The 20,703-nt window shown below is 60.5% G+C and carries 21 protein-coding genes and 1 riboswitch; of the genes, 6 read left to right on the top strand and 15 right to left on the bottom strand.

The window, feature by feature from the left end:
- Positions 1-50: 50 nt before the first annotated feature.
- Together GTF44_RS06320 and GTF44_RS06325 are read right to left on the bottom strand one after the other, a co-directional pair.
- Complete coding sequence (locus tag GTF44_RS06320) at positions 51-959, bottom strand: AEC family transporter (RefSeq protein ID WP_171558342.1); 909 nt, start codon at positions 957-959, stop codon at positions 51-53.
- Positions 959-1,798 (bottom strand): MoxR family ATPase, encoded by an 840-nt coding sequence (locus tag GTF44_RS06325; protein WP_171558344.1) that lies wholly within the window; start codon positions 1,796-1,798, stop codon positions 959-961. The genes GTF44_RS06320 and GTF44_RS06325 overlap by 1 nt, the downstream gene beginning before the upstream one ends.
- Positions 1,799-1,927: 129 nt before the next feature.
- On the opposite strand from GTF44_RS06325, the gene dksA reads away from it, so the two are divergent.
- Both dksA and GTF44_RS06335 read left to right on the top strand, forming a co-directional pair.
- Positions 1,928-2,404: an RNA polymerase-binding protein DksA gene (dksA, locus tag GTF44_RS06330; protein WP_171558345.1), complete on the top strand. Its 477-nt coding sequence runs from the start codon at positions 1,928-1,930 to the stop codon at positions 2,402-2,404.
- 79 nt (positions 2,405-2,483) lie between these two features.
- Positions 2,484-3,653: an FAD-dependent monooxygenase gene (locus GTF44_RS06335; RefSeq protein WP_171558347.1), complete on the top strand. Its 1,170-nt coding sequence runs from the start codon at positions 2,484-2,486 to the stop codon at positions 3,651-3,653.
- Between the two features lie 162 nt (positions 3,654-3,815).
- Here the strand turns inward: GTF44_RS06335 and GTF44_RS06340 are convergent, their stop codons facing one another.
- From GTF44_RS06340 to GTF44_RS06365, 6 genes are all read right to left on the bottom strand, one after another.
- Positions 3,816-4,556 carry a proteasome-type protease gene (locus tag GTF44_RS06340; RefSeq protein WP_171558349.1) on the bottom strand — a complete coding sequence of 247 codons (741 nt, stop codon included), beginning with the start codon at positions 4,554-4,556 and terminating at the stop codon, positions 3,816-3,818.
- Positions 4,557-4,595: 39 nt separating this feature from the next.
- Complete coding sequence (locus GTF44_RS06345) at positions 4,596-5,399, bottom strand: transglutaminase family protein (RefSeq protein ID WP_171558350.1); 804 nt, start codon at positions 5,397-5,399, stop codon at positions 4,596-4,598.
- 5 nt (positions 5,400-5,404) lie between these two features.
- Positions 5,405-6,346 carry an alpha-E domain-containing protein gene (locus tag GTF44_RS06350; RefSeq protein WP_171558352.1) on the bottom strand — a complete coding sequence of 314 codons (942 nt, stop codon included), beginning with the start codon at positions 6,344-6,346 and terminating at the stop codon, positions 5,405-5,407.
- A 4-nt stretch (positions 6,347-6,350) separates the two neighbouring features.
- Complete coding sequence (locus GTF44_RS06355) at positions 6,351-7,778, bottom strand: circularly permuted type 2 ATP-grasp protein (protein ID WP_171558354.1); 1,428 nt, start codon at positions 7,776-7,778, stop codon at positions 6,351-6,353.
- Positions 7,779-7,880: 102 nt separating this feature from the next.
- A complete protein-coding gene (gene dtd / locus GTF44_RS06360) occupies positions 7,881-8,330 on the bottom strand; it encodes a D-aminoacyl-tRNA deacylase (RefSeq protein ID WP_171558356.1) in 450 nt (149 codons plus the stop codon).
- The gene (locus tag GTF44_RS06365; protein ID WP_171558358.1) at positions 8,327-9,253 is read right to left on the bottom strand and encodes a carbohydrate kinase; all 927 of its coding nucleotides are present in this window, start codon (positions 9,251-9,253) and stop codon (positions 8,327-8,329) included. Before GTF44_RS06365 ends, dtd begins: the two co-directional genes overlap by 4 nt.
- A 147-nt stretch (positions 9,254-9,400) precedes the next feature.
- Between GTF44_RS06365 and GTF44_RS06370 the strand changes: the two genes are divergently transcribed.
- Positions 9,401-9,820 (top strand): Hsp20/alpha crystallin family protein, encoded by a 420-nt coding sequence (locus tag GTF44_RS06370; protein WP_171558360.1) that lies wholly within the window; start codon positions 9,401-9,403, stop codon positions 9,818-9,820.
- Positions 9,821-9,831: 11 nt separating this feature from the next.
- Here the strand turns inward: GTF44_RS06370 and GTF44_RS06375 are convergent, their stop codons facing one another.
- The 7 genes from GTF44_RS06375 to GTF44_RS06405 form a co-directional block, all read right to left on the bottom strand.
- Positions 9,832-10,995 carry a TFIIB-type zinc finger domain-containing protein gene (locus GTF44_RS06375; RefSeq protein ID WP_171558362.1) on the bottom strand — a complete coding sequence of 388 codons (1,164 nt, stop codon included), beginning with the start codon at positions 10,993-10,995 and terminating at the stop codon, positions 9,832-9,834.
- A gap of 69 nt (positions 10,996-11,064) precedes the next feature.
- Complete coding sequence (locus GTF44_RS06380; protein WP_145210270.1) at positions 11,065-12,195, bottom strand: SPFH domain-containing protein; 1,131 nt, start codon at positions 12,193-12,195, stop codon at positions 11,065-11,067.
- A 32-nt stretch (positions 12,196-12,227) separates the two neighbouring features.
- Entirely contained in the window at positions 12,228-13,178 is a 951-nt protein-coding gene (locus tag GTF44_RS06385) for a DUF2927 domain-containing protein (RefSeq protein WP_216364873.1), read from the bottom strand.
- A gap of 29 nt (positions 13,179-13,207) precedes the next feature.
- Entirely contained in the window at positions 13,208-14,404 is a 1,197-nt protein-coding gene (locus GTF44_RS06390) for a toxic anion resistance protein (protein ID WP_171558363.1), read from the bottom strand.
- Entirely contained in the window at positions 14,397-15,320 is a 924-nt protein-coding gene (locus tag GTF44_RS06395) for a 5-bromo-4-chloroindolyl phosphate hydrolysis family protein (RefSeq protein WP_171558365.1), read from the bottom strand. The genes GTF44_RS06390 and GTF44_RS06395 overlap by 8 nt, the downstream gene beginning before the upstream one ends.
- A gap of 250 nt (positions 15,321-15,570) precedes the next feature.
- A complete protein-coding gene (locus GTF44_RS06400; RefSeq protein WP_145210257.1) occupies positions 15,571-16,272 on the bottom strand; it encodes a glutathione S-transferase N-terminal domain-containing protein in 702 nt (233 codons plus the stop codon).
- Positions 16,273-16,332: 60 nt separating this feature from the next.
- On the bottom strand, positions 16,333-17,235 hold the full coding sequence (locus GTF44_RS06405; RefSeq protein ID WP_171558367.1) for an alpha/beta hydrolase: 903 nt from the start codon (positions 17,233-17,235) through the stop codon (positions 16,333-16,335).
- A 146-nt stretch (positions 17,236-17,381) separates the two neighbouring features.
- Positions 17,382-17,460, top strand: a riboswitch (SAM riboswitch).
- Between the two features lie 69 nt (positions 17,461-17,529).
- Here GTF44_RS06405 and metZ point away from each other — a divergent pair.
- From metZ to folE2, 3 genes are all read left to right on the top strand, one after another.
- A complete protein-coding gene (gene metZ / locus GTF44_RS06410) occupies positions 17,530-18,723 on the top strand; it encodes an O-succinylhomoserine sulfhydrylase (protein ID WP_171558369.1) in 1,194 nt (397 codons plus the stop codon).
- Positions 18,720-19,454 (top strand): glutamine amidotransferase, encoded by a 735-nt coding sequence (locus GTF44_RS06415; RefSeq protein WP_171558370.1) that lies wholly within the window; start codon positions 18,720-18,722, stop codon positions 19,452-19,454. Before metZ ends, GTF44_RS06415 begins: the two co-directional genes overlap by 4 nt.
- Positions 19,455-19,596: 142 nt before the next feature.
- Positions 19,597-20,691 (top strand): GTP cyclohydrolase FolE2, encoded by a 1,095-nt coding sequence (gene folE2 / locus GTF44_RS06420; RefSeq protein ID WP_171558372.1) that lies wholly within the window; start codon positions 19,597-19,599, stop codon positions 20,689-20,691.
- Positions 20,692-20,703 lie beyond the last annotated feature (12 nt).

A 20,703-nucleotide genomic window follows, 5' to 3' on the forward strand; every position in this document is an offset into this window, starting at 1 on the left:
TGGTTCAAATGTGGCACAAATTTGGTCGGTTGCCAAAAACGGATTGTTTCCTAAGCGGTTAAAACTGCAAGCGACAGGATCGAAAGCACGGTCGAGATCAGAACCGCCTTCGCAATCGCCTCGGTGCGAACGCCGTATTGCGTGGCGATCACGAACGGCATCGCGCCGCAGGGGCCGGCAGCCACCAAAAGCGTGATGTCGGTCGTGAGTTGGCTGACCGTCACCAGGGACAGGAGGCCCCCAACCAAGGCCGGATGCACCAACAGTTTCACCGTTGTCACGATCCAAACCTCGGGACCGATGCGGGCGAGGGAGGAGCCCGCAAGCGTGACCCCAAGGGTAAAGAGCAACACGGGCGCCGCCGATGCCCCGGCAAACTCCGCGAAGGTCATAATGCCCGATGGGGCCGCCTCGCCCAACAGGCCCAAGGCGATGCCGATGGGCGAGGCATAGACAAATGGGTTCTTCAGGATCAGGCCCGCCATGCCGGATCTGGTCTCACCCTTGGCTGTCAGAAGGGCCGTGGCCAGAACGGTGGCCGGAAAGATCACGCCCGCATCCAGCATGACCAACCCGGCCATCGGCACGCCAGCATCCGGGCCAACCAAGCGTTCGGCAATCGGTAAAACAAAGAAGACATGGTTGACGAAGCTGGCCGCCATGCCGAGCAAAAGCGCTTCAGCCGTCGGCAGGCGGAGGACGATTTTCAGTAGGGCAAATGTGCCCAGATAGAGCATCATCTGCACCACAAAATAGACGCCGACAGCCGCCCATTCAAAGTCTCCGATGGGTGCCTTGCCGACGACCGAGACGATTAGCGCAGGCACCGCCAGATAGAAGGCGAACTTGTTGATCGCAGCGGCATGGGCGGCCTCCATCACGCCACCTTTGCGCAGAGCATATCCCGTCACCAGCGCCAGAAAAACTGGTAGAATCGGGTCTGCAAGGGTTTGCAGCACTAGCGCTGTCCGCGCGCCATGAAGGCCAGTCGTTCAAACAGGGCGACGTCTTGTTCGTTTTTGAGGAGCGCGCCATGTAGTTTCGGCAACGCATTGGCCCCGTCGCGGCGCAAGTCTTCCGGATCCAGGTCTTCGGCCAACAGCAGTTTCAGCCAGTCGAGAACCTCAGATGTTGAGGGTTTCTTCTTCAACCCCTGTTGGTCGCGGATCTCATAGAACTGCGTCAGAGCCGTGGTCAGAAGCGCCTGCTTGATGCCCGGATGATGCACCTCGACAATCTGTTTCATCACCTCCATCTCGGGGAATCGGATGTAGTGGAAGAAACAGCGGCGCAAAAACGCGTCCGGCAGTTCTTTTTCGTTGTTCGAGGTGATGATGACGATGGGTCGCTGGCGGGCTGTCACCGTCTCGCCGGTTTCATAGACAAAGAACTCCATACGGTCGAGTTCTTGTAGAAGATCGTTCGGGAACTCGATATCCGCCTTATCGATCTCGTCGATCAACAAGACCACCCGTTCCTCGGCGGCGAAGGCCTGCCAGAGCTTCCCGCGCTTGATGTAATTGGCCACATCATTGACCCGCTCATCGCCCAACTGGCTGTCGCGCAGCCGGCTAACGGCGTCATATTCGTAAAGGCCCTGCTGCGCCCGCGTTGTCGACTTGATATGCCATTCGATGATTGGCAGGCCCAAGGCGCCAGCCACTTGCCGCGCCAGTTCGGTCTTGCCGGTGCCGGGTTCGCCTTTGACCAGAAGCGGGCGTTCCAATGTCACGGCGGCATTGACCGCAACGGTCAAATCTTCGGTCGCCACATAGTCTTTTGTGCCGCTAAATTTCATGCAACCCCCTCAAAAAAATGGCGCTTCACGCGTTTCTGACCGACGTCAGCCTTTCTTTCGCCATAGCGGCACATTAGGTGCGTGACAAGCAAGAGACATTCCGATAATCGGACCCCGGGGAGTAGCCGGATGGGCGCGACACAAGACATGATTGAGCAATCCGGCCCCGACAAGGGGAGTGACATGAAAGTCGAAGTCTTTCTGCCTGAAGATTATCGTCCCGCAGAGGACGAACCGTTTATGAACGAGCGCCAGGTGGAGTATTTCCGCCGCAAGCTGATTTCCTGGAAAGAAGACCTCCTGGCCGGAAGCCGGGATACGGTTGCGGGCCTGCAAGACGGCACGCGCAATATTCCGGATGTCGCCGACCGGGCGTCGGAAGAAACCGACCGGGCGCTTGAGTTGCGGACACGTGACCGCCAACGCAAGTTGATCGCCAAGATCGATTCGGCGCTGCGCCGGATCGAAGAAGGCGAATACGGTTATTGCGAAGACACGGGCGAGCCGATCTCGCTGAAACGGCTGGATGCCCGCCCGATCGCGACGATGAGCCTCGAGGCGCAAGAACGTCACGAGCGGCGTGAGAAGGTCCACCGCGACGACTAACCGCGCGCGGACATGAACGGATAAATCTAATGAGAGGGCAGGGCTGCACAGGCGCTGCCCTTTCTTTTTTGGAGGCATTATGCTGATCGGACGCGAGATCACGGTTCTGGGCGCAGGGATCGCAGGGTTGGCCGTGGCCACAGCGCTTGCCCAACGTGGTGCACAGGTCCGCGTGCTGGAACAGAGCGACCGGATCACCGAAGTTGGCGCGGGCCTCCAGATCAGCCCCAACGGAGCGGTTGTTTTAAAAGCGCTTGGTCTAGGCGAGGCGCTGTTACAAGCGGCGCCCCTGGCGCAAGCGGTGCGGTTGCGGGATTTCCGCCGCGGTGCCGAGGTGTTTCACCTGCCACTCTCGCGTCCCGACCGGCCCTATCACCTTATGCACCGCGCCGATTTGATTGAGATGCTGCGCCAAGCCGCTGTCTCGGCAGGCGTCAACGTCGAACTGGGCCGCGCGATAGCGGCGGTGACCGAGGCCCCAGGTGGCATGGAACTCCATTTCGCCACAGGTGAAACCGAGATTGTGACCTGTCTGATTGCCGCTGACGGGCTGCATTCGCCGACCCGCGCCGCGCTCAATCCCAAGACTCAGCCGTTTTTCACCGGGCAGGTGGCGTGGCGGTGCACGATCCCGATGGATGCGCCGGACACACCAGCCGAAGCGCAGGTCTTTATGGGCCCCGGGCGTCACCTGGTGCGCTATCCGCTCCGCCATGGCGCGGAGATGAATGTTGTGGCCGTCGAAGAACGAGATGGATGGGCAGAGGAAGGCTGGAACCATCGAGATGACCCGGCCAATCTCCACCGCGCGTTCCGAGATTTCGCGCCCGAGATTCGCGAGATGTTGGCGCGGGCCGATGATGTCTTCCTCTGGGGGCTCTTCCGTCATCCGCTGGCCAAAACCTGGCACAATGACCATGCCGCACTCCTCGGCGATGCGGCCCATCCGACGCTGCCCTTCCTGGCGCAGGGCGCGAACATGGCGCTTGAGGACGCGTGGGTATTGGCGGACAGCTTGGCCAAAGAGGATGATCTCTCGACCGGCTTCGCCCGCTACGCCGCCACACGCCGCCCCCGGTGCGCGCGGATTGTCGATGCGGCTTCAAAGAATGCCGAGAACTATCACCTGCGGCCCGGCCCCTACCGCACTGCCGCGCATACGGCTCTGCGTCTGGCCAGTCGTTTTGCACCTCAAATGGCGTCGAACCAATTCGAATGGCTCTATGGCCACGACGTCACAGACGGCTGACACGCCTCCCTTCTCTGCTTTAAAAATATCCCCACTGGAGGCATCCGAAATCTCAATGATCGTCCTGGCCTCGTTACGTCAGACGAGCATCACCAGATGGCCGTGGCAACGCGGCGCGGCGATGGCTCCCGCTAGGGGGCCTGAGCCGAGTCGCCGCCGCTCTCACTCCATTGAATAAGACGGCAGGCTCTGAAACGCCTCCCGCAAGGCGGCGCCCCACCGAGATGAGATCATCTCGAAATATGCATCGTCGCGCTCGATCCGTCCTTGCCGCCCATGCCGGAACGTATCGGCCTCATAAAGATGCATATCGAGCGGCAACCCGACCGAGAGGTTCGCTTTGATGGTCGAATCGAAACTCACCATCAAAAGCTTCACCGCCTCTTCAAAACTCATCTCTGAGTCATAGGCCCGGACCAGGATCGGCCTGCCATATTTGGTCTCGCCGATCTGGAAAAATGGCGTATCGCTGCTGGCCTCAACAAAATTTCCTTCCGGATAGATCATGAAAAGCCGCGGATCGCCGCCCTTCACCTGTCCGCCCAAAATCATCGAGGCGCCAAAGGTGCTCTCGCTCGCGGGGCCGCCCTCGCCAGCCTGATCCACAATCACCTCGCGCAGGGTCTCACCCACCAAACGCGCCACTTGAAACATCGAGGGCGCTTCCAAAATCGAGGGTTGTCCGCGCTCCTCGGCTGGCTTTGCGCGCTCGTTCAACAGGCTGACCACGGCCTGGGTGGTCGCGAGGTTGCCCGCCGTCATCAATGTGATCGACCGTTCCCCCTCGGTTTCCCAAAGAAACATCTTCTTGAAAACGCTGATATTATCGACACCGGCATTGGTCCGTGTGTCCGACATCATCACAAGCCCGCGGTTCAACCTGAGGCCCACGCAATAGGTCATGCCTGTTCGTCCCTTACGCTTGCGCGCCTGCCCGCGCCATCACTGCTGCTGTACTTGTATATCGACCATCATCGCTTCGCCAGCCGTGCCGAAGCGCAGACCCGAGATCGGGGCCGCCTCAGTGTAATCAAGCCCTGTCGCAACCCGCACATAGCGCGGATCAGGTGAAATGCCGTTGGAGATGTCAAATCCGACCCAGCCCAAGATTGGCACATGCACCTCGGCCCAAGCGTGGCTGGCGTCTTGATGCACGCGGTCATCCATCATCAGATACCCCGAGACGTAGCGCGCCGGATATCCCAGGGCACGGGCGGCGGCGATGAAGATATGGGCGTGATCCTGGCACACGCCCCCGCCATGCTCGATCGCTTCCTCGGCGCTGGTCGCGGCATGGGTCGGGCCAATCTCATACGGCACCGCATCCAGAACGCGGGCCGAGAGGGCATGGAGCCTGGGGATGTCCTCCTCGTATTCGTCTTTCAACCCCTTAGCCAAGCGGCGCACATGGGCACCGGCGCGGGTCAGCTCGGTCGATTGTTGGAACAGCCAAAGCGGCGCGAAACCGCCATGTTTGCCGATCACACCGCCCTCATCGGCGGTTTCTACCTCGCCGCGGCAATGTACAACGATCGAGGTTGCATCTGGATCGAAGGAAATCAAGGACACCCGGTTCAGATGATGATCGTTGAATTCGGTCTGCGCCCGACCGCCTTCGATCTCCATTTCCCAGCTCATCACCTGCTGCCCGGCGCGGCTCTTCGGGATCAACCGCAACTGTTGCAGCCCGTAAGGCACCGGATGATCAAAATGATAGGTCGTGGTGTGAAGGATGGTGAGCCGCATATCCGCTATCCCAAAAACCGATAATCGCGGTCGATCTGGGCGCCCAATTGCCCCAGATCGCGCAGGAATTCGATAATGAACTCATGCAAGCCGTCATCAAACACCTGCTCAATCGTGGTTGTCGTCAGCTGCGCCGCCAACTGATCGGCCAAATCCTGGCAGAGATGCCGGTCACCATATTCTCGCTCAAGGTAGCTCAGATTGTTGGTCAATTTGCCAACCGTGAAGCGCAGGCTGCGCGGCATCCGCCCGTCGAAAATCAGGAAATTCGCGATCCCGATTGGGCTCGACTCCCCGCCGCTGATCCAACGATAAGCCCGTTGCCCGGCGACCGAGCGCAAGATCGTCTCCCACTGCACGTTGTCCAGGCTGGAGCCGATCTGACTGATCGAGGGCAAGAGCACATAGTATTTGACGTCCAGAATGCGCGCGGTGTTGTCGGCGCGTTCCAGGAACGTGCCGATCCGGCAGAAATCAAACACATCATTGCGGAGCATCGTGCCATGCATCGCGCCGCGGACCAGGGCCGAATGCTGCCGAACCATGCCGAGTATCGCAGGCAGGTTTCGGGGCGCGACGGGCCGGGAGAGCGTCTGCTTCAAGGTCATGTAAGTGTCATTCACCGCCTCCCAGACCTCGCGGGTGATCGCGGTGCGGACCAGCCTTGCATTCTGCCGTGCGGCGGAAATCGCGGAGAGAACCGAAGAGGGGTTGGCGGTGTCGCGCAGCAGAAAATCGATCACTCGGGCCGCATCGATCCCGTCATGACGGCTACCATAGAGATCTGTCACCCCGGCGGTTTGCAATATGCTGGCCCATTCATCATCGGCCCCGTCCGGTCGGGTGAGCGCGATACGAAATCCGGCCTCAAGCAACCGCGCGGTGTTTTCCGAACGCTCCAGATAGCGGAACATCCAAAACAGGCCCCCTGCGGTTTTGCCCAGCATCGGCCTATTCCTCCAAGACCCAGGTGTCTTTGGTGCCGCCGCCTTGCGACGAGTTGACCACCAAAGAGCCTTTCTTGAGCGCCACCCGCGTCAGCCCGCCGGGCGTGATATTGATCCGATCGGGGGCAACCAGAACGAAGGGCCGCAGATCCACATGCCGCGGCGCGAGGCCCTTCTGCGTCAAGATAGGCACGGTGGAGAGCGCAAGCGTGGGCTGCGCGATATAGTTGCCCGGTTTCGCTTCGAGCTTGGTGCGGAACGCCGCGAGTTCCTTCTTCGAGGCGGCGGGACCCACCAACATGCCATAGCCACCCGAGCCATGGACCTCTTTCACGACCAACTCGCTGAGATGGTCGAGCACATAGGCGAGCGCGTCAGGTTCCGAGCAGCGATGCGTCGGCACGTTCTGCAAGATCGCTTTCTCGCCGGTATAGAACTCCACGATATCAGGCATATAGCTGTAGATCGCTTTGTCATCGGCAATCCCGGTGCCGGGCGCATTGGCAATCGTGACCCCACCCGCGCGATAGACATCCATGATGCCGGGCACGCCCAGCATCGACTCCGGGTTAAAGTTCAGCGGATCGAGGAAATCGTCATCGACCCGGCGATAGAGGACATCAATCGGCTTATAGCCCTGGGTTGTGCGCATCGCGATCCGGCCATCGATGACACGCAGATCGCTGCCTTCGACCAGCTCCACACCCATATGATCGGCCAAGAACGCATGTTCGAAATAGGCTGAGTTGTGGATACCAGGGGTCAGAACGGCGACGGTACAGCCACCGGCGGCGGCTGGTGGCGCGCAGGCGGCCAGTGATCGGCGCAACTGCACAGGGTAGTCCTGCACCTCGCGGACTTTGATCCGGCTGAACAGCTCCGGGAACATCTGCAGCATCGTCTCGCGGTTCTCCAGCATGTAGGAGACGCCGGAGGGTGTGCGGGCGTTGTCTTCGAGGACATAGAACTCATCCTCGCCAGTGCGCACGAGATCGACCCCAACGATATGGGTGTAGATGTTGCCGGGCGGGGCGACGCCGATCATCTGCGGCAGGAAAGCGTCGTTGCGCGCGATCAGTTCTTTCGGCACACGGCCCGCGCGCAAGATCTCCTGCCGGTGATAGATGTCATAGAGGAAGGCGTTGATCGCGCGGACCCTCTGCTCAATGCCCTTAGTCAGGCGCGCCCATTCGCGGCCCGAGATGATCCGGGGCACAATGTCGAAAGGGATCAGGCGCTCATCGGCCTCGTCCTGGCCATAAACATTGAAGGTGATGCCGGTGCGGCGGAAAAACCGTTCGGCCTCGATGGATTTCTTGCGTAACTCGCGCAGGTCTTCGTTTTGAAACCAGGCTTCATATGGCTGGTAAGGCGCACGTGCGGCGTCTGCGCCGCCGCTCATTTCATCGAAGAAAACAGGCCCTTCCGTCATGGATATACAGCCTATCGGCTGAATCTCGGACTGCAACTATTTGCATCATTGGCGGGCTTTTGCCCTGTTTTTCCAAGAGATTCCGCCAATTTCGCCCAATAATTAGGCAGATTGACCCGTGTCGAGCCAAATCGTGACCGGCCCGTCATTGACCAGGCTCACGGCCATATCGGCGCCGAATGCGCCGGTTTCGACGGAGAGGCCCAACCCTCGCAAGGCCGCGGCGAAATGCAGATAGAGCCGTTCGCCGTCAACGGGCGAAGCCGCGCTTGAGAAACCGGGGCGGTTGCCGCGCGAGGTGTCGGCGGCCAGCGTGAACTGGCTGACCACAAGCGCACTGCCGCCGGTGTCGATCAGGCTGCGGTTCATCTTGCCCGCGTCGTCCTTGAAAATCCGGAGTTTGGAGATTTTCGACGCGAGGGTTTCGGCCTCGGTCTCGCCATCGCCCTGCATCGCGCAGACCAGGATCAGCAAGCCGGGACCGGTCTGGCCGATCAGGTTACCATCGACTTTGACACTGGCCTCGGCGACGCGTTGGATCAGCGCCCTCATGACAGGTCCGCCCGCATCGGTGGGTTCGCCCCTGCGCGCGACACCGTGACAGCGGCGGCTTTCACGCCGAGGGTGAGGGCGGCGGTCAGAACCGCGTCATCCAATCCAGTCGCCAGTGCGGATTTTGTCAGACAGCCCGCATCGGACAGACCCGCAAGGAACCCCGCATTAAACGTGTCACCTGCGCCGACCGTATCGACAACTTCGACCGGCTCAGCGGGCACATGGACCTGACCCTTGGCCGAATGGGCCGTGACCCCGGCTCTGCCTTCGGTGATCAGCACCAGTTTCGGCCCTTTGGCCAACAGGCCTTGCGCCAGATCGCTGATCTCACCCGCGCCTTCCAGCCAATGCAGATCTTCGTCGGACAGCTTCACGATATCCGCCACCGCGATCATCCGCGCCAGGCGCGCGCGATAGCGATCAGCATCGGCGATGAAATCGGGGCGGATATTGGGGTCGATCATGATCAGCCGGGCGTTCGGGTCCCGCAAGCAAAGCGCCTCATACGCCTCGGCGCAAGGTTCCACCGCAAGGCTGATCCCGCCGAAAAACAGCGCGTCGATGCCGCTCAGATCATCGGGCAAATCGCTGGTGCTGAGCATCCGCCCGGCGGTGTTCTCATCGTAAAACGCGTATTCGGCTTGGCCGTCGGTCAGCGTGACGAAGGCAAGAGTTGTGAGCCGATCCGATCGAGCGGCAAGCCCGCTTTCCACGCCGTTGAGTTGTAAGACGGCCTCCAGCCGCGCGCCAAAAAGATCGCGAGATAACCCGGTAAAAAGCCCGGTTCCCACGCCCAACCGCGCCAGCGCCACGGCGGTATTGAACACCGCGCCGCCAGGGTAGGGGGCGAAGCTCGCCTCTCCGTCCTCGGTTTTGCGCGGCAACATGTCGATCAGCGCTTCGCCACAACACAGGATCATCGCAGGGCTCCTTCAAAGCTCTGCCGTATTGCCTAACGGCAAGTGACCGCCCGGGCCAGCCTGATTTGACGCACGTCAATGAGGGGGCAAGACAGAACGCCTATGACTTTCGCGTACAGAGAGTTTGACCGAACTGAGGAGGCGATCATGGTCGAGAAATCTCATACCACAGGTTTTTGGCCCTCACTTTATGATCCTTTTCGCACAATGGGCGCGCGAGTAGCGGATTGGTTTGCGCCTGCATCCGAGGCCGCGACCAATGGCGATGCCTACAAGATCGTCATGGAACTGCCAGGGGTCGATGACAGTGACATAGACCTCTCGGTCGCTGATGGCGTCATCACCGTGAAAGGCGAGAAGAAATCGCAGCGCGAAGAGAAGGGCGAGACCTGGTATTTCAGCGAACGGGAATACGGGGCGTTTTCGCGGAGCTTTCGCCTGCCGCCCGATGCGGATTCGGGCGGCGTTTCAGCCGATCTTAAGGATGGTGTTCTGACCATTACAGTGCAGAAGATCGCGCCGGTCCCTGATGAGGGCACGCAAAAAGTCACGATCAAGCGTGGCTAAGGCGCCACCGCTTACTTCGTCTCGATACTGAGACCGCCAGCGGGCAAAAGCTGCCCGCTGCTCCCTTCGCCATAGACTCTGTAGAGATACGCCCCGCCCGCGATGAGGATCAGGGCGATCAGCACGGCAAAGGCGATTTTCCAAGCGGAATAGGGGCGCTCGCCCTGCACTTTGCCGGTCTGTCCATTGACCACGAAGCGATAACTCTTCTCCCGGTATTTGTAGGCAGCAAGCCAAACCGGCAGGAGGATGTGTTTGAAGGTCACGCGACTCAGCTGCGCGTGCATCTGAGTGATCTGTTGCAGATCGCCGCCAATATCGCGGCGGATATCCTGGCGGATCGTCTGCTCCATGATCTCTTTGGCTTCGTCTTTGCCCTCTTGCAGGTCGACCGTGTACCCCTCGGCCCGAAATCCGGCCAGGAATTCAGGCGCATAGGCATCGAGCTCGGACAGGTTCCAAGGCGCCAAACGGTCGGTGTAGCGTTTCGGCAAGCTGCGCGAGGCAAGGACCAGCACATCGTCGAAAAACCGGCTGACGCGGCCCGAAACCGGGCGCCAACGGACCCGACGCTCGCGTCTGGTGCCGCCTTTGCCATCGGGCACCGAGACATAATAATAGGTGCCGCGTCGGCCGGAATAACGCGTGTTCGTGTCGGCATCGAAGGTCCAATAAGGACTGTAGATGCCGTCAAGCTTGCGGCCCTTACGGGCATATTCCTTAAGCCCATTTGGCGCGAACCAAAGCTTGCCCAGCCATGTGGTCATGGCATCGCGCGCGGCCTCTTCGTCCAGTTTGAACGGGATGACACCTTTGGGTTTGATATGCCGATGCGTCCCGGTATCGGTGACGACGGGTGTCGCGCAAAACGGGCACTCTTTGGCGTGGATATCGGCGCTGAACTCGACCTGCGCACCGCAATTGGGGCATTGCAGAACCCGGGTCTCCTCCATCTCCTGCGCCGGAAGCTGGTTCTCTATCGCGTCGCGGAAATCCAACTCGCGGATCGCGCCATTGCCCCAGGGGCCGCCCGGCCCCTCGATCTCTTGCTCATTGCCGCAATGGTCGCAGACAAGCCGCCCGGCTTCCGGGTCAAAGCGGAAGTCGGCGCCGCAATTGTCGCAGGGAAACCGATGTTCCTCGGTCGGCGGGGCGGGGGGCGGGCCGTCTGCCATGGGGTCGTGCCTCGGGCGGGTGTGGTGGTTTCCTAAAGTTCGGGGCGGACTGCGGGCCCCCGGGGTCGATTAGCCCGCGGGCGGCGGTGGCGGAGGCGGTGGCGGCAGCACGGTGAAGAGTTGTGCCAGTTCCTGCACATCGTCGGCTTTCATCCAGCCGTCTTGCCCTTGGGTCCAGACCAGCGTTTCGCGGGTCAGGCCGCCCTCCTGCGCCATACGGCCAAGGGCGGCTTTGGAAAACGGGCCTTTGGTCGCGCCGTTCTCGGCGATGTGCCAGACATGTTCCACGGGTGGCGGAGGTGGCGCGGCAGGCGCGGCCTGGGGTTGCGGCTGTGCGCCCCAAGGGCCGGATTGGGCCATCTGATTGGCCATGGCCATGCCCATTCCCATGCCGAGCCCGGCGCCCATGCCGCCGCCGCCGCTTGGGTTTTCTGCCGCCGCGCGCATCGCTTCTGCGGTCTGGAACTGCTGATATTTGTTCAGATCACCGACCACGCCCATGGATGTGCGTTTGTCGAGGGCTTCCTCCACAGCCGGAGGCAGCGAGATGTTCTCGATATACAGCTCGGGCAGGGTCAGCCCGTATTGATCGATCGTCTCGGAAATCTTCTGCGCGATGAGGCCCCCGAACTCGCCGGTATTGGCCGCCATATCGAGCACGGGGATGCCGGAACCCGCGACCGTCTGACTGAACTGCTGCACGATGATGTTGCGGATTTGGAAGGTGACTTCATCCTTTGTGAACTCGCCATCTGTGCCGACAATCTCGGTCATGAAGCGCGCGGCATCTTTGACCTTGACCGTGTAGGTGCCAAAGGCGCGGATGCGGGTCGGCCCAAATTCCGGGTCGCGCAGCATGATCGGATTTTTCGTCCCCCATTTCAGATCCGTGAAACGGTTGGTCGAGACGAAATAGATCTCGGATTTGAAGGGCGATTTGAAGCCGTGATCCCAGTGCTGAAGCGAGGTCATAATCGGCATATTGTTCGTCTCAAGCATGTAGAGCCCGGGCGTGAACACATCTGCCAGTTGGCCCTCATGAATGAAGACCGCCATCTGACCTTCGCGCACGGTCAGCTTGGCGCCGTACTTGATCTCATGGCCGTGGCGCTCAAAGCGATAGACCATCGTGTCGCGGGTATCATCGGTCCATTCGATGACGTCGATGAACTGGCCGGAGAGAAAATCGAAAATCGGCATAAGCGGTCTCCTTTGAAATCAATTTAGGCGGCTCAACTCGGCCCGCCAAGTAGCTCATCGGCCAGGGTCCGCAGAATAGGGCGGGCTTCGGCTGGCAACATGCCGGGGCGCAGACGGTCGTCATAGAGCATTTCGAGCAGCAATTCGTCATGCCGGGTCAACAGCGCAAATTCTTCATCGTCATTGAAGATTGAGGGCCGTGCGACCGGGCTGTCATTGGGCAGGCCCAGACCTTGGGCAACCTCTTCATGTACGCAGGATCGGCGCAGAAGGTCGGGATGTTCGGTGCGGATGATCGCGATGGCCGTCACATAGGTCGGATTGTCGCCCGCTTGCGAGAAGGCATAGACCGAGCAGAAGGTGAAGCGCGGCAGGCTGGTGATCTCATTCACGGTCTCCTCACCGATGCTGGGCAGAATCTGTCGGAGTATAGGGCCAGCGGCGCGTTGCTCATCGCGATTGAGATAGAGGACGTGGAAATTGCCGCCAGTTGACACTTGGCGGATCGGATGCCCGGTGACCCGCGCCAGCCGTGTGGCATAGGTGCCCAAGATCGACCGATCTCGGTCGCGCGTGGCTTCGGGGACCGAGGCGCCGAAATGCGCTTGCAAACGAACAGGCCCCTGCCAACGGCGCAGTTGCGACGGCGTTTGCTGCTGTATGAAGCGCCCATTGGTAAGCGTATATTCGTCAAAAAGGGCGATGCGCTCGAAATTCGCCACCAGATTGCGGGTGGTAATTGGTGTGTCGGGTCCGCCACCGTCGGTGCGCAAAAGACCGTCGGAAACCAGCCGTTGCTGCACGCTGGCATAGTAGCGCGCGAAAGACTGGCTCTCGGGCGAGGGCTCGGGGATTTCGGCTGTCTCGGACACGTCGCGCGGAACGGGGCGCTGAGGCGGCTCGCCCGGGTCCAAGAGGTCGCACCCCGCCAAAGCTAGCGCTGCAACCATCCCGGTCCAGATTCGGCCCTTACCTATCGCCATGCCCCGTTCCTATGCCTGTCGTTGGGCTCTTAGCCCGCCGGGTTTACGGCACCGCCCACATTGCTGCCGGTGCCATCGCCCCGCGCGCTGGCGGCGGCAAGCGTATCGCGCAGTTCGCTCTCCATCTTCTCCATTTCGACCTCGGCGGCGGCGCGGCGCGCTTTGCCTTCATCGGCGATGGCGAGGCTTTCCTCGATCGTCGCGATCAATTCGGCATTGGCCTGTTTCACCGCTTCGATGTCGAAGACGCCACGCTCCATCTCTTCGCGCACCATGCGATTGCTCTCGCGCAGGTTCGCGGCATTGGACGTCAGAAGCTCATTGGTCAGATCATTGGCCTCGCGCACCGCTTTGGCGGCCTCTGTCGAGCGCTGGATCGTCACGGCTTGCGCCAATTGGGTTTCCCAAAGCGGCACGGTGTTGACGAGTGTCGAGTTGATCTTGGTCACCAGGGACTTGTCATTCTCCTGCACCAGCCGGATCGAGGGCAGGGATTGCATCGTTACCTGACGGGTCAGTTTCAGGTCATGCACCCGGCGTTCCAGATCATCGCGGGCGGCGCGTAGATCGCGCAACTCCTGCGCCTTCATCACCTGATCGTTCTCAGGCGCGGCCTGAACTTCGGCCTCTTTGGCGGGAATCTCTTCCTCATCCAGAACCTTCAGCTTTTCCTCACCCGCGGTGATGTAGAGGGCCAATTCGTCATAGAAGGCGAGCGTTTTGTCATAGAGCTGATCGAGTGATTTGATGTCTTTCATCAGTGTGTGCTCATGGGCGAGCAACTCATCCGTGATCTTGTCGATCTGGCCCTGCACATCCTCGTACTTCGCCATGAAATCATGGATTGGCTTGGCCTTACCAAAAAGCCGCTCCCACCAGCTCTGCTTGCGGTTTGGATCCAACTCATCGACCGAGAAGCCCCGGATCGTGCCCACAATATCGCGCAGGCTGTTGCCCGCCGGGCCAACGTCTTTGTTCTTGACGCCTTGCAACATGGCCTGAGAGATCGTTTGCAACTCGGCCTGCGCGTTGGAGCCAAAACTCACGATGGAGTTCGTGTCGCTTATGTCGATCTCGGCCATCCGGGTGCGGATCTCTTCGGCGGTCGGTGGTTCGGCCTCGGCCAGAGGCACCAACTCGGTTGAGGGTTCGGGCAATACGGTCGCGTTGATTTCATCGACCATTTTGGCCGCCGCTTCGGCTTGCTGCCGGATGGTGTCACTCATGCGTCTGTCCTCGCTCATGAATTAGATTGTCGCGGTTCAGGCGGTCCCTGAGGACCTCAATTTCCACATCCAGATCGCTGCGATCATCCAGCAGCATCCTCTGAGTGCGGGCGGAAAAATTGGTTTCCAAATCGTCTAACAAAGTCACGTAATCGGCACGCACCTGCGGGTCGCGCCCGCGGCCATAGATATCGGCAAACTTCACCGTCGCATCGCGGGCGCCTTGCAAATAGACGCCGAGATATTTGCGGGCCCCGGTCAAATCGCGCGGGTCGTCTTCGACGGTGCGAAACATCTCGCGCACGGTGGCCTGAAACCCATCGACGCGGGCCTCCAACTGTCTGTCCCGGGCGCGATGGATGGCATCCTTCATTGCTTCCAGAACGGTCTCGGCCTCTTCGATCTTGCGGGCGACCCGGTTGGTCTGGAATTGATCGACCCCTTCGAGCCCTTTGTCTTTCATCGGGTCGGGCTGGAAAATGAACAAGTGGAGCGCGCCGGCGACTACGGCCGCGATCAAGGCCGAGGCGGGGTTCCATTGCCCGCCGAACACCAAGAGCCCGACGCCAACGGCCGTCAGAATGCTGGCGAAGACTTTCCGGGGGATCGCGGGACGCCGTGCAACTTTCCGCTCGTTATAGGCATCTTCTGCCCGAATGCCGTCGCGCAGCAACCACGCTGCCAAAAGCAAAATGGCGCCGCCCGCCAGATCGGTGACCATCGCAACAGTCGGTTGAAAGAACGCGGTGAGAAACACGCCAAGCGGCGCGATAAACAGCAGATTGATCTTAGCGCCATGCCGTGCAGGCGCGCGGCCTTTGAAGCTCGCCTCAAGCGGGCGCGCAGGCGGCGCAGTCACGCTCTCGCGGCTGCTCTCGCCCTGTGGGCTGAACTCTCCACCGTAACGCTTGGCCATCTACAGCCCTCCAAACCCGCCAAAGACGGACATCACGATGATGATCAACAAGGCCGCAAAGGCCACGCCGCGTATGGTCTCTAGGCTCATAAAAGACCCCTTTCGATCAACAGAATAGGCATTTCGCATGACAAAAACTAGACATGACCGGTGATCCTGTGACCGCAAACGCCGCACTGCCGCGTGGTAACCTCAACAGGGCTTGGGTTTGGGCGCTTATCGGTGGGGAGTGGCGCGCGCATTTTCCCCGTCACTTCTGTTTGAAAAGCCTGTCTTGCGCGGCCTTGTCATGGGTCTCGCCGCGCTTCTCTGCGGCAAGCGCCCGCCCACGTTGCACGCCGGGACGCGCGGCCATCATGTCGAGCCATCGCGCCATGTGTGGTTTGTCGTCTAGCGTTTGTTGCTGACCTTCCCATAGGCTGGCCCAAGGCCAAATCGCCATATCCGCGATGGAGTAGAAATCGCCTGCGACAAATTCATTATCAGCCAGTTGTGTGTTCAGGACACGATAGAGGCGCCCCGTTTCGCCGCGATATCGGTCTTTTGCATAAGGCAGGTCGTTCGGCGGCTCCATATTGGGCGCGTATTTCAGAAAATGATGCGCCTGGCCCGCCATCGGCCCGACGCCGCCCATCTGCCACATCAGCCATTGATCGACGGTGATCCTGTCGCGTTCGGTCGGGCCGCCGAACCGGCCCGTCTTGCGGGCCAGGTATTGCAGGATTGCGCCCGACTCGAAGATCGAGATTGGCGCACCGTCGGGGCCATCTGGGTCCACAATCGCGGGCATACGATTGTTCGGCGAGATTTTGAGGAACTCCGGCGCAAATTGATCGCCCGCGCCAATGTCGATGAGGTTCAGCTTATAGGGCAGGTCCATCTCCTCCAGGGCGATAGCGACTTTCCAGCCATTTGGCGTGGGCCAGAAATAGAGATCAATTGGGGCTGTCATGGACTTGTCCTTTGCTGCGCGCGCGGCAGCATCAACCAGAATGTCTGACGGAACAAGAGCCTAGGGTCGGGCCGTGCCGCGCCAGGGATTGGCAAGTCCATAGAGCTGTGGCCGGTACCGTGCTTTGCGGGACGGCAGGGCGTCGCCAAGTCGATCGAACAGCCCATCTTGGGCGGGGTCGAATAGCCCGCGATAGAGGGGGAACAGGCCAGGCCGGAGATACCCCGACCAATGGCAGATCCGGGTGCTGGGCGAACGGGTGGCAAAGCCCAACTGGGTCAGCACGGCGCGATGCTCGGCTGCATCGATCGCCAGATCAATCCAGCGCGGCGTGGGCCGATCAAGCCCCGCAGCCAAAGGTCGATCGGTCCAGCTTGGGGCGCGGATCAAGGCGCGAAATAAGGCATCAAACATTGCGTTTTCGCCGCTGGTGACATTCAAAATCCGCGCGCCTTTGCCCGCGATGGCGGCGGCGGCAATGCTGCGATACTCCGCGCCTGAGAGCAGGACCATTTGCCGGACGGCGCCGGGTGCCGATGCCGCCAATGCCGCCAGAGCAACCCGCGCGCCGAGGGAATGAGCCATCAGGTTGATTTTCAGGTCGGGCCGGACATCCCGGATGATGCGAATGGCCTCGGCCAGGGCGTCTCCGGCCACAAACGCATGAGCTGCGACTTCCGCCAGACGCCCCCGCGCCGGCCAGCCGAAAGCGATGCCCAGCCCCGCGCCGGGCCGATTGAGATGCAAATGTCGTGGCCAACTCACAGCCTTCCAACACCTGGCCTGGGGTGTCAGCGACAGAATATGATGATGCGGATTGTCCCGGGCGCTGAACGGACAGAACCGATAGCCATGCACCATGAGGGTGACAGTCTCGTTCGTAGCCCGATCTGCCAAGGTGGACTGGAGCGCATCCGGCGAGTCTATCTGGGCATCCTGAGCATTCAAAGCGAGAACGGGCATGGCACGACCCCCACAAGGTTTGGGGTGTGGATAAAGCCTGTCCGCAACATTTAGGTGACATCGGAGCGACAGATGCGTGACGCGCCCATGAAGCCAAGATGACAGCCCGTGGATTGCGGCTTGACCAAACTGTTGGCGCGGCCTAATCCAGCTGTCGTGGCGATTTGTTTACCGGATTGCGGGCCACGTAAAACATCCCGCTAAAGAGGTCGAAGGTGCTTTTGATGAGATGCGCGCCCCGGCCACCCCAGGTCCGGGGTCTTTTTATGCCCGGACGCGCATGGAGATGAGACAATGAAAGACACCACAGGGCGCCGTTGGAACCCCCGAACCCGCGCCGTGCATGCCGGCACCCGGCGCAGCCAATATGGCGAGGTTAGCGAGGCGCTGTTCCTGACCCAAGGCTTCGTTTACGACACCGCCGAACAAGCCGAGGCGCGGTTTATCGAGGCGGGCGAGGATGAATTCATCTATGCCCGCTATGGCAACCCGACGGTTAGGATGTTCGAAGAGCGGATCGCCGCGCTGGAAGGCACCGAAGACGCCTTTGCGACGGCCAGCGGCATGGCGGCGGTCAACGGCGCGCTCACCTCGATGCTGAAGGCGGGCGATCACGTGGTCAGCGCACGGGCGCTGTTCGGCTCCTGTCTTTACATCCTAGAGGAGGTGCTGGCGCGTTATGGCGTCGAGGTGACCTTCGTTGACGGCACAGATCTGGATCAGTGGAAAGAAGCCGTCCGGCCCGATACGAAAGCGGTGTTTTTCGAGGCGATCTCGAACCCGGTTTTGGAAGTGATCGACATCGCTGCCGTGGCCGAAATCGCCCATGCGGTCGGGGCTTTGGTGATTGTCGATAATGTCTTTGCCACGCCGGTGTTCCAAGACACTGTGGGTCTCGGCGCCGATGTGGTCGTTTATTCCGCGACCAAACATATCGACGGGCAGGGCCGGGTTCTGGGCGGTGTGATCTGCGGCAGTCGAGAGTTCATCCGCAAAACGGCGGAACCCTATCTGAAACATACCGGCGGCTCGATGTCGCCGTTCAACGCCTGGGTGATGCTGAAATCGCTTGAAACCGTGGATCTCCGGTGCCGGGCGCAGGCCGCGAGCGCCTTGGCCCTTGCAACAGGCCTCGAAGGCATGCCGGGCTTGAAACGGGTGCTCTACCCCGGGCTTGCCAGCCATCCGCAACATGCGCTGGCCAGTCGGCAGATGGAGCAGGGCGGCACCGTCCTTGCTCTGGAGGTTGAAGGCGGGCGCGAGGCGGCGTTCCGGTTGCTGAATGCGCTGGAAATCGTGACCATTTCCAACAATCTGGGCGATGCCAAATCGATCATCACCCATCCCGCCACGACCACCCATCAACGGCTGACGGAAGAGCAACGCGCCGCCCTTGGGATCAGCGATGGGGTTTTGCGTCTGAGCGTCGGGTTGGAAGATGTGCAAGACTTGCTCGACGATCTCACCCAAGCCATGGAGCGTGTATGAAACCGTTTCTGGTCATCCAACTCCGCCCTGAAGACGAGGCTGCGGATGAAGAATATCACGCGCTGCTGGCGCGTGGTGGGATGGCCGAAGCGGAGACCCGGCGCGTCCGGCTGGATCAGCAGACACTCCCGGCGATGCAGCTTGAGGAGTACAGCGGCGTGATTGTCGGCGGCGGCCCGGGCTGCGTTAGCGACGCGCCCGAGGAAAAAGACCCGCTGGAAGCGCGGATCGAGGCCGATATCCTATCGCTCATGCCCGAGATCACGGCCCGCGACATGCCGTTTATGGGCTGCTGCTATGGCCTAGGCATCTTGGCCAAACATCTGGGCGGCGAGGTCAGCAAAGCGCGCTATGGTGAGCCGATTGGCGCGGTGGACTGCGCCCTGACCGTGGATGGGGTGAGCGACCCGCTCATGACGGATTTGCCACGTTCGTTCAAAGCCTTCGTTGGTCACAAAGAGGCCGTGCAAGCCCTTCCGCCCGGCGCGGTGCATCTGGCCAGCTCTGGCCCATGCCCGTTTCAGATGATCCGGGCGGGTCAAAATGTCTATGCCACCCAATTCCACCCCGAAGCCAATGGCGAAAGCTTCGCCACGCGGATCGAGATTTACAAAGACCGGGGCTATTTCGCGCCGGATGAGGCCGAGGCATTGAAGGTCGCGTGCCGGGCTGAGGATGTAACGGTGCCGGAAAAGATGCTGCACTCCTTTGTGACGCGATATCGCGGCTAAACCCGCGCCCCGAGAGAGTTTTTTCGCGGCGCGATGATCCGGCCTGCCCCGGCCTGCGTATCCTTTCTTGAGATCAAGTATTTGAATAATTCTGCATTTGGCCCATATGCTGAGGCCGGAGCAGGGCGCAAAGGGGCCTCAAATGAATGTCTTTGTCACACCGACCTCGGATGGACCAAGCCGCGAGGAGGCCGCTGACGCGCTTCGCGTGTTGAAAGCCTGGGCCGAGACCGCGGGGAAGGAAGAAGTGGCGGCGCTGCATCCTGCGGCGGCAGAGCTTCTGACATCCGAGGGCTATACCGATTTTGCGCGCGACTATCCGGCCGATTTCAAAGTGGATGCCGCTTATAAAGCGTCACTGCCGGATCTTCAGAACGGCCCGGCCTCGCTCATCAAAGGGGCGAACCGGCAAATCCAGCATGTGGGGATTTCGAATTTCCGCCTGCCGCTTCGGTATCACACGCGGGATAATGGCGACCTGACCCTCGAAACCTCTGTCACCGGCACGGTGAGCCTGGAGGCGGAGAAGAAGGGCATCAATATGAGCCGCATCATGCGGTCCTTCTATGCCCATGCGGAGCGCACCTTCAGTTTTGAGGTGATCGAGGCCGCGCTTGATGATTACAAAGCCGATTTGGAAAGCTTCGACGCGCGCATTCAAATGCGCCTGAGCTTTCCAATGAAGGTCGAAAGCCTGCGCTCCGGCCTGGCAGGTTATCAATATTACGATATCGCCTTGGAACTGGTTGAGAAGGCCGGCGTACGCAAGAAGATCGTCCATTTGGACTATGTCTATTCTTCGACGTGTCCCTGTTCTCTCGAACTTGCCGAACATGCGCGGATGACCCGGAACCAACTCGCCACACCACATTCGCAGCGCTCTGTTGCGCGGCTGTCGGTGGAGGTGAACTGCGCCGAGAATTGCCTGTGGTTCGAAGACATCATCGATATGGCCCGCGCCGCCGTGCCGACCGAAACTCAGGTGATGGTCAAGCGTGAAGATGAGCAGGCCTTTGCCGAGTTGAACGCGGCCAATCCAATCTTTGTTGAAGACGCTGCGCGGCTCTTTGCTGAGCAATTCCAAGCGGATGCGCGGATCAAGGATTTCCGTGTGGTGGCCAGCCATCAAGAAAGCCTGCACAGCCATGATGCGGTGAGCGTTTTGACCGAAGGGGACAGCTTCGCAGCCGATAGTCTGGACCCAAAGCTGTTCGCAACGCTCTTTCATGTCGGTTAAAGCCGCTGGCGG

It is taken from the genome of Roseobacter sp. HKCCD6576-2 (genome assembly GCF_013179285.1).
Taxonomy (GTDB): Bacteria; Pseudomonadota; Alphaproteobacteria; order Rhodobacterales; family Rhodobacteraceae; genus Rhodophyticola; species Rhodophyticola oceani.